General features: G+C 71.7%; 12 protein-coding genes and 1 pseudogene. 10 read left to right on the forward strand and 3 right to left on the reverse strand.

From position 1 onward, the window contains the following. The 3 genes and pseudogenes from DW299_RS19505 to smpB form a co-directional block, all read left to right on the forward strand. Positions 1-281 (forward strand): annotated as a pseudogene (locus DW299_RS19505) (cell division ATP-binding protein FtsE); the annotation flags it as partial. Then, positions 278-1,192, forward strand: a complete 915-nt coding sequence (ftsX, locus tag DW299_RS10110; RefSeq protein WP_136034313.1) for a permease-like cell division protein FtsX — start codon at positions 278-280, stop codon at positions 1,190-1,192. The pseudogene DW299_RS19505 and the gene ftsX, both read left to right, overlap by 4 nt. A gap of 62 nt (positions 1,193-1,254) precedes the next feature. Then, positions 1,255-1,731 carry an SsrA-binding protein SmpB gene (gene smpB, locus DW299_RS10115; protein WP_136034311.1) on the forward strand — a complete coding sequence of 159 codons (477 nt, stop codon included), beginning with the start codon at positions 1,255-1,257 and terminating at the stop codon, positions 1,729-1,731. A gap of 9 nt (positions 1,732-1,740) precedes the next feature. Here the strand turns inward: smpB and DW299_RS10120 are convergent, their stop codons facing one another. Beyond that, positions 1,741-3,609, reverse strand: coding sequence for a S9 family peptidase (locus tag DW299_RS10120; protein ID WP_136036507.1), 1,869 nt, complete (start codon positions 3,607-3,609; stop codon positions 1,741-1,743). Between the two features lie 187 nt (positions 3,610-3,796). On the opposite strand from DW299_RS10120, the gene DW299_RS10125 reads away from it, so the two are divergent. Continuing rightward, entirely contained in the window at positions 3,797-4,744 is a 948-nt protein-coding gene (locus tag DW299_RS10125; RefSeq protein ID WP_136036508.1) for a methylenetetrahydrofolate reductase, read from the forward strand. A gap of 22 nt (positions 4,745-4,766) precedes the next feature. Beyond that, the gene (metE, locus tag DW299_RS10130) at positions 4,767-7,079 is read left to right on the forward strand and encodes a 5-methyltetrahydropteroyltriglutamate--homocysteine S-methyltransferase (protein WP_136036509.1); all 2,313 of its coding nucleotides are present in this window, start codon (positions 4,767-4,769) and stop codon (positions 7,077-7,079) included. 55 nt (positions 7,080-7,134) lie between these two features. Here metE and lexA read toward each other — a convergent pair whose 3' ends face one another. Next, positions 7,135-7,827, reverse strand: a complete 693-nt coding sequence (gene lexA, locus DW299_RS10135; RefSeq protein ID WP_136034303.1) for a transcriptional repressor LexA — start codon at positions 7,825-7,827, stop codon at positions 7,135-7,137. Positions 7,828-8,115: 288 nt separating this feature from the next. Here lexA and DW299_RS10140 point away from each other — a divergent pair, with 288 nt between their 5' ends. Genes DW299_RS10140 through hisH form a run of 4 tightly spaced genes read left to right on the forward strand, consistent with a single transcriptional unit; the run spans position 8,116 to position 10,859 of the window. Beyond that, positions 8,116-8,484, forward strand: a complete 369-nt coding sequence (locus DW299_RS10140) for a LysM peptidoglycan-binding domain-containing protein (RefSeq protein WP_136034301.1) — start codon at positions 8,116-8,118, stop codon at positions 8,482-8,484. Positions 8,485-8,518: 34 nt separating this feature from the next. Continuing rightward, complete coding sequence (locus DW299_RS10145; protein WP_205814367.1) at positions 8,519-9,613, forward strand: histidinol-phosphate transaminase; 1,095 nt, start codon at positions 8,519-8,521, stop codon at positions 9,611-9,613. Next, positions 9,610-10,227, forward strand: coding sequence for an imidazoleglycerol-phosphate dehydratase HisB (gene hisB, locus DW299_RS10150; protein ID WP_136036511.1), 618 nt, complete (start codon positions 9,610-9,612; stop codon positions 10,225-10,227). The genes DW299_RS10145 and hisB overlap by 4 nt, the downstream gene beginning before the upstream one ends. Continuing rightward, positions 10,224-10,859: an imidazole glycerol phosphate synthase subunit HisH gene (hisH, locus tag DW299_RS10155; RefSeq protein ID WP_136034296.1), complete on the forward strand. Its 636-nt coding sequence runs from the start codon at positions 10,224-10,226 to the stop codon at positions 10,857-10,859. Before hisB ends, hisH begins: the two co-directional genes overlap by 4 nt. 48 nt (positions 10,860-10,907) lie before the next feature. On the opposite strand, the gene DW299_RS10160 is transcribed toward hisH, so the two are convergent. Continuing rightward, entirely contained in the window at positions 10,908-11,774 is an 867-nt protein-coding gene (locus DW299_RS10160; RefSeq protein ID WP_240745374.1) for a MinD/ParA family ATP-binding protein, read from the reverse strand. Positions 11,775-12,054: 280 nt separating this feature from the next. Here DW299_RS10160 and DW299_RS19390 point away from each other — a divergent pair. Continuing rightward, positions 12,055-12,353, forward strand: a 299-nt coding sequence (locus tag DW299_RS19390; protein ID WP_205814368.1) for a hypothetical protein, incomplete at its 3' end; no start/stop codon positions are given.

The following is a 12,353-nucleotide window of genomic DNA, read 5'->3' on the forward strand; positions in this document are numbered from 1 at the left end:
GACGCTCTTCCGATCTCGGCTGCGCCGCCGCAGCCGCGGCCCCGCAGCCGGAACGTGAGCCGCAGGTGGTCGAGCCGCCCGAGCCGCCGCGTCGCGGAGTGGTGGAACCGCCGGATGAGGCGGAGCGTACCCCGGCCGCGGAGAAGGCTCCGGTCGAGCGTCCGGCCACCCCTCGCACACACCCGATCGTGCTGCCGGAGGTCGACGTCGCCGAGCTCGGCGTGGCCGACCGTCTCGGCCTCTCCGACCAGGACGACGAGGAAGTGGGCCCGACCTCATGAGAATCGGCCTGATCCTGACCGAGGCCCTCGTGGGTCTCCGTCGCAACATCTCGATGGTCATCTCCGTCGTGCTGGTGACGTTCGTGTCGCTGACCTTCGTGGGCGCGGCGATCCTCATGCAGTCCCAGATCGGCGTGATGCGGGGCTATTGGGCCGAGCGTGCCCAGGTGGCGGTGTACATGTGCTCGGCGGTGTCGGAGTCGGACACCTGCGTCGACGGCGCCGCCAGCGAGGAGCAGGTCGCCGCGGTGCGCGCCCAGCTCGAGGGCGACGCGCTGGCGCCGCTGATCAGCTCCATGACGTTCGACACCAAAGAGGAGACGTACGCCAAGCTCGTCGAGCAGGTGGGTGAGGAGCAGGCGAGCGTGCTCACGCCCGACCAGGCGTTCGAGGTGTTCTTCGTGACGATGAAGGATCCGGGGCAGTCGCAGGTGCTCGCCGAGGCGTTCAGCGGACAGGCGGGCGTGGAGCAGGTGCAGGATCAGTTGCAGTACCTCGAGCCGCTGTTCTCCGCGCTCACCGTCGCGACCTACATCGCGGTCGGGATCGCCGTGCTGATGCTGATCGCCGCGACCCTCCTGATCGGGACGACCATCCGGCTATCGGCCTACGCGAGACGCAAGGAGATCGGGATCATGCGCCTGGTGGGCGCGTCCAACCGGTTCATCCAGACGCCGTTCGTGCTGGAGGGCGTCTTCGCGGCCTTCCTCGGCTCGGCGCTCGCGTGCGCGGCCGTCGTCGCCGGGGTGCACTTCGGCGTCAACGGCTACCTGCGCGGGCGGGTCCCGTTCATCACGACCTGGGTCACCATGAACGACGCGTTCCTCGTGGTGCCCGTGCTGGTGGGGATCGGCGTCGTGCTGGCGGCGCTGTCGGCCGGCTTCGCGATCCGTCGCTGGCTGCGCACCTGATACCCTGAAAGGCTGCTCGGCCGGATCCTCGGTCGAGCTCGTCACGGCAACAGGAGAGCATCATGCCCAGGGAACGCGGGGAGAAGGTCGTCGCGACCAATCGTCGCGCGCGTCACGACTACACCATCGAGAAGTCGTACGAGGCGGGAATGGTGCTCACCGGCACCGAGGTCAAGTCACTCCGTCAGGGGCGCGCGAACCTCAGCGACGGATACGCGTTCGTCAAGGGCAACGAGGTGTTCCTCGACGCCGTGCACATCCCGGAGTACTCGCAGGGGCACTGGACCAACCACTCCGCCAAGCGCATCCGCAAGCTGCTGCTGCACCGTGAGGAGATCGCCAAGCTCTCCCACGCGGTCTCGGCCGGCGGCTACACCCTGATCCCGCTGAAGCTCTACTTCTCCGACGGCAGGGCCAAGGTCGAGATCGCCCTCGCCAAGGGCAAGCGCGAGTACGACAAGAGGCAGACGCTGCGCGAGCGGCAGGACACGCGCGAGGCCGAGCGGGCCATGCGCCTGCGCAACCGCGTCGGCGAGTAGCCCGCGCCGTCAGGGCGCCGGGGTGAAGCCGAACACGCGGCCGAGGAACGCGAGCTCGCGCTGCAGCGCGTCCACGATGTTCTCCGCGCTGCGGAAGCCGTGCCCCTCGGCGGGATACAGCGCGTACTCGTGCTCGATGCCGTTCGCGGCGAGGGCGTTGCGGATCGCCTCGGACTGCGACGGCGGCACCACGCGGTCCTCGCCGCCCTGGAGCAGCAGCACGGGCACGTCGATCCGGTCGGCGTGCGTGAGGGGTGAACGCTCGACGTACACGTGCTCGTCCTCCGGCAGCCGCCCGACCAGACCGTCGAGGTACGGCGCCTCGAAGTCGTGCGTCTCGGCGGCCAGCAGGCGCAGGTCCGCCACACCGTAGCGGCTGATGCCCGCCGCGAAGGTCCCGCCCCGCACCAGCGCCGACAGAACGGTCCAGCCGCCGGCCGAACCTCCGCGGATCGCGATGCGCGCGGGGTCGGCGAGCCCCGCATCGGCCAGGCCTCGCGCGGCGGCGACCACGTCGTCCACGTCGACCACACCCCACTGCCCGACGAGGCGGTCGCGGTAGGCGCGGCCGTAGCCGGTGGAGCCGCCGTAGTTCACGTCGAGCACGCCGATGCCGCGGCTCGTGAAGAACGCGACCTCGGACGACGCGGCCCCCGTCACATGCGCGGTCGGTCCTCCGTGGACGAACACGATGTACGGCGGAAGCTCGCCGGGAGCCGCGGTGTGCGCGGGGTTCGCGGGCGGGTAGGCGAACGCGTGCACCGAGCCGTGCGCGCCGTCCACCACGATCGGCTGCGCGCCGGGCATCCACTCCGGATCGGACGGGACCCCGCCCGCCACGGCCTCCACGCGGCCCGAGTCGAGGTCGACGCACCACACCCCGGGCGTGGTGCCCGAGCTGTTGCCGCTGAGCAGCACGCGGGAGCCGGACACGTCGTCCACGCTCACGTGCCCGTCGGCGGGGAGGTCCAGCGCGGTGCTCGTCGTGCCGTCCGCCGGGAGCACGTGCACCTCGTCGCGGCCGTTCGTGCGCGCGGCGATCATGCGTCCGTCCGCCAGCGGCTGGAACCACCGGTTGCCCAGCACCCACAGGCCGTAGCCGGTGTCGGCGTCGGTCCCGGTCAGGGCGACCGGTGCGGCTGCGGGTGTCACGCCGTCGACGTGAAGGCGCTGCACCTGCCAGCGCCCGGACGCGTCGTCGGCGTACACGAGCGCGGCGTCGTCGAGCCACTCCGGCTGCAGGGCGGCGGACGACGCGATGCGCACGACCTCGCCGTCGGCGAGCGACGCGATCGCGAGCTGCGCCTCGTCCCACGGCATCGTCCGCTCGTGCCACTCGACCCAGGCCACCCGCGTGCCGTCGGGCGACAGCGCCGGGTGCGCGAAGAAGCCCGTGCCCTCCGCGATCACCCGGAGCGCGCCGTCGTCCTCGGCCGCGGAGCCGTCCACCGGGATCTCGACGATGCCGCGCCGGTGCGGGTCCGGACGGAGGTCTTCGCGCACGGCCAGCAGTCGTCCGCTCTGCAGTCGGAGTCCGCCGTACGACGCACCGGCGGGCGTGAGCGGCTCGGGCTGGCCCCCGGGGACGAGGCGATGCACGCGCTGATCGGCGCCCGAGACGAAGAACAGCGCACCGTCGCCGGCCGTCCACGCCCCGCCGCCGTACTCGTGCACGCGCGACCGCGCGCTCCACGGAGCCGGCAGGATCTCGGCGCCGGAGGAGCTGCGTACGGTCACGCGTCCGGCTTCGGCCGGCACGGACTCGCCCCACCAGATCTCCGACCCGGCGAACCGGGCGCCGTCGATGCGCGGTGCGGAGGTCGCGACAGACGCGGCGGTGAAGGGGGAGGGCCAGGAACCGAAGGGCAGCGACGACATGCCTCGAGCCTAGGCGGACCGACACACGGCGTCACACACGTGCGGCCCCGCGCGGGGCTGTTCTAGGTTGCTGGAAACGCCCGGTTCGTCCAGGGCGTGGAGCGACAGCCGAGCCCGGCACCCGCCCGCGAACGACACGCCTCCCGTGCCGTCCGCGCGCCCCGGCCCCCTGTCCCCAGGAGTGAAGATGTCCACCGAGATCGACACCACCGGCACCGCCCGCGTGCCGTTCTCCTTCGAGCTCTACCCTCCGCGCAACGCGTCGAGCGAGGAGGCGCTGCACGAGACCGTCGTGCGCCTGGCCGCAGCCGGTCCGGAGTTCCTGTCGGTGACCTACGGTGCCGGCGGCTCCACCGGGGGGCGCTCGCTCGACGTGCTGCGCTTCATCCGCACCCACACCGACGTCGAGCCCCTCGCTCATCTCACGTGCGTCGGCAACACCTACGCCGGGGCGACCGCGCTCATCCGCGAGTTCCTCGACGCGGGGATCCTCAGCTTCCTCGCCCTGCGGGGCGACCCGCCCGCCGGGCAGACCGAGGACTTCCTCGGCGACCTGGAGAGCGCGGCCCAGCTCGTCCAGCTGATCGACCGCGTGCAGGCCGAGCGTGCGCCGTACGAGGAGTCGCCGGTTCCCGGGATCCCCGGTGCCGCCCGGGTCGCGCCGCGGCGGAGGGTGAACATCGCGGTGGCCGCGTTCCCGAAGGGCCACCCGCGGGCGACCCACCGCACGCAGGACGTGGAGGCCCTGCTCGCGAAGCAGGCCGCCGGTGCGACGTTCGCGATCACGCAGCTGTTCTTCCACGCCGACGACTACCTGGCCTTCGTGGAGCGTGCCCGCGCGGCCGGGGTGACCATCCCGATCCTGCCCGGCATCATGCCCATCACCTCGCCCGCCCGGCTCTCCCGCGTGCTGGAGCTCACGGGAGAGGAGCTGCCCGGAGAGCTCTCCATCGCCCTCGACGTGGAGCCGACCGCCGAGGGGCGCCGCGAGATCGGCATCGCCTGGGCCGCGCGCCTGGCCGCGCAGGTCGTGGCCGGCGGCGCCCCCGGCGTGCACCTCTACGCCTTCAACCAGCACGAGACCGTCCTCACCGTCCTCGCCGAAGCCGGCATCCTCCCGGCTCTGCGCCGTTAGACCCCCGCCGAAAGGAAACACCATGACCGCATTCCCCGAGGGAACCATCCTCGGCTACCCCCGCATCGGCCGTCGCCGCGAGCTCAAGAAGGCCGTGGAGGCGTTCTGGGCGGGCCGCATCGACGAGCAGGAGCTGGAGCGCACGGCCGCCGAGCTGCGCGCCGCCACCCGAGAGCGGCTCGCCGCGCTCGGCCTCGGCCGGGACGACTCCGCGATCCCGGAGTCCTTCTCGTTCTATGACCAGGTGCTCGACGCCGCGGTGACCGTGGGCGCGATCCCCTCGCGCTTCGAGCACCTGCGCGCCGCCGACGGCACGGTCGGCCTCCCGGCGTACTTCACGATCGCGCGGGGCGAGGGGGAGCGCGCGCCGCTGGAGATGACGAAGTGGTTCGACTCGAACTACCACTACCTCGTGCCGGAGATCGGTCCGGAGACGGTGTTCTCGCTGTCCAGCGACCGGCTCGTGCGCGAGGTCGCAGAGGCCGCTGCCGCAGGCTTCACCACGCGCCCGGTCGTGGTCGGCCCGGTCACCCTGCTGGCGCTCGCGAAGGCCTCGGACGACGCCCCCGAGGGCTTCGATCCGCTGTCGCGCCTGGACGACGTGCTCCCCGTGTACCGGGAGCTGCTCGCCCGCCTCCGGGCCGCGGGAGCGACCTGGGTGCAGCTCGACGAGCCGGCGCTCGTGAGCGAGTCGCTCCCCGCCGACACCGCCGCCCTGGCGACCGCGGCCGAACGTGCACTCGCCGTGCTCGGGGGAGCGGAGGACCGTCCGTCGATCCTCGTCGCCGCCCCGTACGCGGCGCTCGACGCCGTGTTCCCGGTCCTCGCGGCCGCGCCCGTCGAGGCGATCGCGGTCGACCTGGTCCGTGGCGCTGTGCCGTCCGCGGCGGAGGGTCTCGCGGACAAGACGCTCGTCGGCGGCGTGATCGACGGGCACAACATCTGGCGGGGCGACCTGGCCGCAGCGTTCGCCACGCTCGAGCGTCTGCGCGACCTGGGGGCCGCGGCCGTGTCGGCCTCCACCTCGACCTCGCTGCTGCACGTGCCGCACGACGTCGCCGACGAGACCTCGCTCGACCCCCGCCTGGTGTCGTGGCTGGCGTTCGCCGATCAGAAGGTGCAGCAGGTCGGCGTTCTGGCCCGCGGGCTGTCGCAGGGTCCCGAGGCGATCGCCGCCGAGCTCGACGAGGCCTCGGCGGCCCTGCGCGACCGGCTGGACGCGCCGGGCGTGCGCGACGGCGCGGTGCGCGAGCGGGCGCTCGTCGACGCCGACTTCTCGCGGGTGTCCTATGAGGAGCGGGAGAGTGCGCAGGAGGCCCTCGGCCTCCCGGTCCTGCCCCTGACGACGATCGGGTCGTTCCCGCAGACCGCCGACATCCGTCGCGCACGGGCACGGTTCACGCGCGGTGAGATCCCCCGCGACGACTACGACGACTTCCTGCGCCGGGAGATCGCCGCGGTCGTGTCGCTGCAGGAGGACCTCGGACTCGACGTGCTGGTGCACGGGGAGCCGGAGCGCAACGACATGGTGCAGTACTTCGCCGAGAACCTCGACGGCTTCGCGGTCACGGAGCACGGGTGGGTGCAGTCGTACGGCTCCCGCGCCACACGCCCGTCGATCCTGTGGGGCGACGTCTCCCGGCCGGCACCGATCACGGTCGACTGGTCCGGATACGCGCAGTCGCTCACCGCGAAGCACCTCAAGGGCATGCTCACGGGGCCGGTGACGATCCTCGCGTGGTCGTTCGTGCGCGACGACCAGCCGCTGGGGGAGACCGCGAACCAGGTCGCCCTGGCGCTGCGCGAGGAGATCGCCGACCTCGAGGCGGCGGGCATCGCCGTGATCCAGGTCGACGAGCCGGCCCTGCGCGAGCTGCTGCCGCTGAAGAAGGCCGATCAGCCGTCCTACCTGGACTGGTCGGTGGCGTCGTTCCGTCTGGCGACCGGTGGGGCAGCACCGGGCACGCAGGTGCACACGCACCTCTGCTACTCGGAGTTCGGTGTCGTGATCGACGCGATCCGCGCGCTGGACGCCGACGTCACGTCCATCGAGGCCGCCCGCAGCCGGATGGAGGTCGTCGCGGACATCGCCGAGGCCGGGTTCGACCACGGCATCGGCCCCGGCGTCTACGACATCCACTCCCCGCGGGTTCCCGCGGTGGAGGAGGTGGAGTCCCTGCTGCGTCGCGCCGTGGAGGAGATCCCCACGCGGCAGCTCTGGGTCAACCCGGACTGCGGCCTCAAGACCCGCGGCTACGAGGAGACCACCGCGTCGCTGCGGAACATCGTCGAGGCCACGCGCCGCGTGCGCGCCGAGGTGGGCGCCTCGGTCTGATCATGTGACGAAGGCCCTCTCCGTGCGATCGGGGAGGGCCTTCGTCGTGTCCGGGTCAGACGGCTCGCAGCACCGCGACGACCTTGCCGAGCACCACGGCCTCGTCGCCGAGGATGGGCTCGAAGGCGGTGTTCCGCGGCAGCAGCCACGTGTGTCCATCGCGGCGACGGAGCACCTTGACGGTGGCCTCGCCATCGAGCATCGCCGCGACGATCTCGCCGTTCTCGGCGTCGTGCTGCGAGCGGACGACGACCCAGTCGCCGTCGCAGATGGCGGCGTCGATCATCGACTCGCCGGAGACCTTGAGCATGAACAGGTCGCCCTTGCCGACGAGCTGCCGCGGGAGCGGGAAGATCTCCTCGACCTGCTGGTCCGCGGTGATGGGCACGCCGGCGGCGATGCGGCCGACGAGGGGCACGAGCGCGGCGTCGCCGACGGGAGTCGTGACATCGGCCGGGTTCTCGGCGCCGGAGCCGGTGCCGGGCAGGTCGATCAGCACCTCCATGGCCCGCGTCTTGCCCGGGTCTCGACGCAGGTAGCCGCTCAGCTCCAGCTGGCCGAGCTGGTGCGTGACGCTGGAGAGCGACTTGAGCCCCACGGCGTCGCCGATCTCGCGCATGCTCGGCGGGTAGCCGTTCTGGGCGATGGCGGCCTGGATGACCTCCAGGATCGCCATCTGCTTGGGGCTGAGGCTCTTGCGACGGCGGGTCCGCGGCGCCTCCGACTCCGGGGCTGTGGTCTCGCTCATGATGCTCCTTCAGTGCGTGAGATCCGACGTCGCTCTTCGAATGTCGGTGGCCCGTGGTGGGGTGTCCTTGTCGAAACCGTATCCGAGAATCGCGCCGATCTGGAAGATCTGTTCGAGCGTGTCGGACGATTCGTGGACCGGGTTTCGAAGACAGCTTGACAGATGTTCGAACTCGAAGATATCTTCGGAACGTAGCTTCGCATTCACGGCTCCCGGCCGAGTCGCGGATGCGAACGCTACGCCAACCTCCCCGGGCCCTCGCGGCGCCGGGACAGTGAAGGAGCAGACATGAGCACCATCAGCCTCAGCACCGCGACCGCGATCTCCGCCACGGCCCGTCCGGCCACGCGGCTCCGGCTCACGGCTCGCGGTCGCGGTGTGCTGCTCGCGGTCGCGTCCGTCCCGCTCGCCGTCGGCATCGCCTTCGCGGCGATCAGCGGCGGCAGCGCCATCGCCTCCGGTGCCGACAAGCCCGTGGCCGCCGTCGAGACCATCACGGTCATGCCCGGTGACACCCTCTGGTCGATCGCCGGCTCGATCGCTCCCGAGGCCGACCCGCGCGACGTGATCGGCGACATCAGCCGCATGAACCTGCTCCGCGGCGGAGAGATCCAGATCGGTCAGGAGCTCGCGATCCCGGCGCAGTACGCGGAGTGACGCATGGCCGTCGGTGCCGCCTCGTCCTCTTAACATGGATAGGGTGACCCTCTCCCTCAACGATCTCCCGCTGCGCGACGATCTGCGCGGACTCACTCCGTACGGCGCACCGCAGGCACCGCTCCCGATCGCCCTCAACGTCAACGAGAACACGCATCCCGTTCCTGACGAGGTCGCCAGCGACATCCTCGACGACATCGCCGTGGCGATCCGCGACGTCAACCGCTATCCCGACCGGGAGTTCACCACGCTGCGGGAGGCGTTCGCGGACTACCTCGGTCACGGGCTCACGGCCGAGCAGATCTGGGCGGGCAACGGCTCGAACGAGGTGCTGCAGCACATCCTGCAGGCGTTCGGCGGACCGGGGCGGACGGCGTTCGGCTTCGCTCCGACCTACTCGATGTATCCGCTGATCGCGCAGGGCACGGGTGCGTCATGGGTCGCCGGCACCCGGCACCCCGACTACTCGATCACGCCGGAGGAAGCCGCGGAACAGGTGCGCGCCGCCGACCCCGACGTGGTGATCCTGTGCTCGCCCAACAACCCCACCGGTACGCCGCTCGGGCTCGACGTCGTCGCGGCGGTCTACGAGGCCGCGCGCGGCGTGGTGATCGTCGACGAGGCGTATCAGGAGTTCGCACCGCACGACGCGCCGTCCGCGCTCACGCTCCTCGACGGCCGTCCGCGGCTCGCTGTGTCGCGCACCATGAGCAAGGCCTTCGCGTTCGCCGGAGCGCGAGTCGGCTACCTGGCCGCAGACCCCGCGTTCATCGACGCGCTCCGCCTCGTGCGGCTGCCGTATCACCTGAGCGCGCTCACGCAGGCCGCGGCGGTGGCGGCGCTGCGTAACGCCGACGTGATGCTCGGCATGGTCGAGGAGATCGTCGAGCAGCGCGACCGCATCACAGCGACGCTGGAGGCACTGGGGTACACGCCGCACGAGTCCTGGTCGAACTTCGTGCTGTTCGGTGGCGTGGCCGACCCGCAGGCCACGTGGCGGCAGTTGTACGACCGCGGCGTGCTCGTGCGCGACGTCGGCATCCCCGGCCACCTCCGCGTCAGCGCGGGCACCGAGGCCGAGACGACCGCGTTCCTGGACGCCCTGGCCTCGATAGGATCGGCATCATGACCACCCCCGCGAACCCCGCCCGCACCGCGCGTCGTGTGCGCAGCACGTCGGAGTCGACCGTCGAGCTGGAGTTGAACCTCGACGGGACCGGGGTGAGCCGCATCGACACCTCCGTGCCGTTCTTCGACCACATGCTGACGGCGTTCGCGAAGCACTCGCTGACCGATCTCACCGTCCGCGCCTCCGGTGACACGCACATCGACGCACACCACACGGTGGAAGACGTCTCGATCGTGCTGGGTCAGGCCATCCTGGAGGCGCTGGGCGACAAGGCGGGCATCTCCCGCTACGGCGATGCGCTCGTGCCGCTCGACGAGGCGCTGGCGCAGGCCGTCGTCGACATCTCCGGTCGTCCGTACCTCGTGCACGAGGGCGAGCCCGTCGGTTTCGAGCAGCACCTCATCGGCGGGCACTTCACGGGCTCGCTCGTGCGCCACTCCTTCGAGGCCATCGCGTTCAACGCGGCGCTGACGGTGCACGTGCGCGTGATCGGCGGCCGTGACCCGCACCACATCGCCGAGGCGGAGTACAAGGCCTTCGCGCGCGCGTTCCGTCAGGCGAAGGCGCTCGACCCGCTCGTCGACGGCATCCCGTCCACCAAGGGGGCCCTGTGAGCGCGGCACCCCGCGTCGCGGTCTTCGACTACGAGTCCGGCAACGTGCACTCCGCGGTCAAGGCGCTCGTGGCCGCGGGTGCCGACGCGGTGCTCACGCGCGACCGCAGTGAGGCGCTCGAGGCCGACGGCTTCGTCGTGCCGGGGGTCGGGGCGTTCCAGGCCGTGCGTGATGCGCTGCACGCGCACGGGGGCGACGAGATTATCGGGCGGCGTCTCGCGGGCGGTCGCCCCGTGCTGGGCATCTGCGTCGGCATGCAGGTGCTGTTCGAGCACGGGGTCGAGCGCGGCCACGACACCGCGGGCCTGGGGGAGTGGCCGGGCGCGGTCACCGAGCTCAACGCTCCCGTGCTGCCGCACATGGGCTGGAACACGGTCGACCCCGGCGAGGACACGGTGCTGTTCCGCGGCATCGAGGAGGAGCGGTTCTACTTCGTGCACTCCTACGCGGCGCAGTCGTGGGAGCTCGACGTGATCCCGCCGTTCCCCCAGCCGGTGCTGACCTGGGCCACCTACGGCGATCCCTTCCTGGCGGCCGTGGAGAACGGACCGCTGTCGGCGACGCAGTTCCACCCGGAGAAGTCGGGCGAGGCGGGCATCCAGCTGCTGCGCAACTGGGTCACCAGCCTCTGAGCCCGTGAGCCGGGGGCTGTCGCACGCGGCCGGTCCGGCCGTTCGGCGTCAGAGCCCTCTGGCGACGGCGGCCGCCGCCGACAGCCACGCTCGCTGCGTCCGTCCGGCGAGGGCGGTGTAGCGCAGCGGGCCGTCGACCATCTCCCGATCGAACGGGATCGCATGCACCTCTCGGCAGAGCGAGCGGTACCCGTCGGACACCGCGCCGATCTCGGTCGGTGTCGCGTGGGGATCGGCCTGCGAGACGATCACGACCGCCTGCTCGACGAGGTGAGCCGAGCGCTCGTCGCGTTCGGCGAGGGCTTCGAGCAGGAGGGCCCCGGCCTCGGCGTGGTCTCCGCGGGAGGTGGTCGCGACCACGAGCTGATCCGTGTGGTCGATCATCCGGCGCCACAGCGGGTCGGTCTCATCGTTGCCCGAGTCGACGAAGATGAGTCGGTAGAACCGGGAGGCCACCGTGTGCAGCACGTCGACCTCGGCCGGGCCCAGGCGATCGTCGTGTGCCAGGCGTGGCGGCTGCGAGCGGAGGACGTCGAAACGGTCGCGCGGCTGGTGATGAACGTAGTCCGCCAGGTCAGCGGCTTGGGCGCCCGGGCTGATCAGGCGGCTGCTGTCGGAGAGCATCTCCCGCAGGGTGTTGCGGTGTGATGCCGATTCCGTGCGCCAGCCAAGGGTCCCGCGCGTCTGGTGGTTGTCCCAGGCGAGCACGCCCGCACCCCCGAACCGGGCGAACACCGCGGCGAGAAGCGCTGTGGTGGGTGTCTTCCCCGCGCCGCCCTTGCTGTTCACGATCGCGATCGTGCGCGGCCCGGACCACTGGCGACTCACAGCGGCCTCGTCGCGGCGGAACGCCTCCTCGACGGAGCCGGGACCGAAGTCCATGCCGATGCGGTTGAGGGCGCCGCGGAACCCCATCCGGGCGGGCTCGGCCGGAAGCTCCTCGGTGAGGAAGGACGGGCGGGTCGTGGTCTCGCGCTGCGGCGAGCGACGGCGGCTTCGCCCGGACGATGCGGTGTGCGCAGATGCGTTCTGCGCGGACGCGTCGGCGGATCCGGCGGCGCGGGACTCGGCGGGTTCGGGGGACCGGGCGGATGCGGATGCGGATGCGTGGGCAGGGGACGCGACGGGTTCGGGGGACTGGGCGGATGCGGATGCGGGGGCGGGGGTCATGATCTCTGCCGGAGTGCTGGTGGGGGTGGGCGCCACAGCCGGCATCTGTGCCTGTGTCGGTGTCGGTGCCGGTGTCGGTGTCGGTGTCGGTGCCGGTGTCGGTGTCGGTGTCGGTGTCGGTGCCTGTGCCTGGGCCTGTGTCGGTGCCTGTGTCGGTGTCGGTATCGCGTTCGGTTCCGTTGCCGAGGCCGAGGCCGAGGCCGAGGCCGGTACCGGTGCCGAGGTCGGTGTCGGTGTCGCGGCGCGCGTGGGTGCCGCGATCTGTGCGGGTGCGCGGGTGGGGGTGACCGCGGGGGTCGCGGACTGGGACGCGCGCCCCGAAGC

Source organism: Microbacterium sp. K35 (genome assembly GCF_004794375.1).
In the GTDB taxonomy this organism is placed as follows: Bacteria; Actinomycetota; Actinomycetes; order Actinomycetales; family Microbacteriaceae; genus Microbacterium; species Microbacterium sufflavum.

Coding starts and splice junctions, on each gene's coding strand:
- ftsX (WP_136034313.1), top strand. CDS start 278: ATGAGAATCGGCCTGATCCTGACCGAGGCCCTCGTGGGTCTCCGTCGC.
- smpB (WP_136034311.1), top strand. CDS start 1,255: ATGCCCAGGGAACGCGGGGAGAAGGTCGTCGCGACCAATCGTCGCGCG.
- DW299_RS10120 (WP_136036507.1), bottom strand. CDS start 3,609: ATGTCGTCGCTGCCCTTCGGTTCCTGGCCCTCCCCCTTCACCGCCGCG.
- DW299_RS10125 (WP_136036508.1), top strand. CDS start 3,797: ATGTCCACCGAGATCGACACCACCGGCACCGCCCGCGTGCCGTTCTCC.
- metE (WP_136036509.1), top strand. CDS start 4,767: ATGACCGCATTCCCCGAGGGAACCATCCTCGGCTACCCCCGCATCGGC.
- lexA (WP_136034303.1), bottom strand. CDS start 7,827: ATGAGCGAGACCACAGCCCCGGAGTCGGAGGCGCCGCGGACCCGCCGT.
- DW299_RS10140 (WP_136034301.1), top strand. CDS start 8,116: ATGAGCACCATCAGCCTCAGCACCGCGACCGCGATCTCCGCCACGGCC.
- DW299_RS10145 (WP_205814367.1), top strand. CDS start 8,519: ATGGATAGGGTGACCCTCTCCCTCAACGATCTCCCGCTGCGCGACGAT.
- hisB (WP_136036511.1), top strand. CDS start 9,610: ATGACCACCCCCGCGAACCCCGCCCGCACCGCGCGTCGTGTGCGCAGC.
- DW299_RS10160 (WP_240745374.1), bottom strand. CDS start 11,774: ATGGGGTTCCGCGGCGCCCTCAACCGCATCGGCATGGACTTCGGTCCC.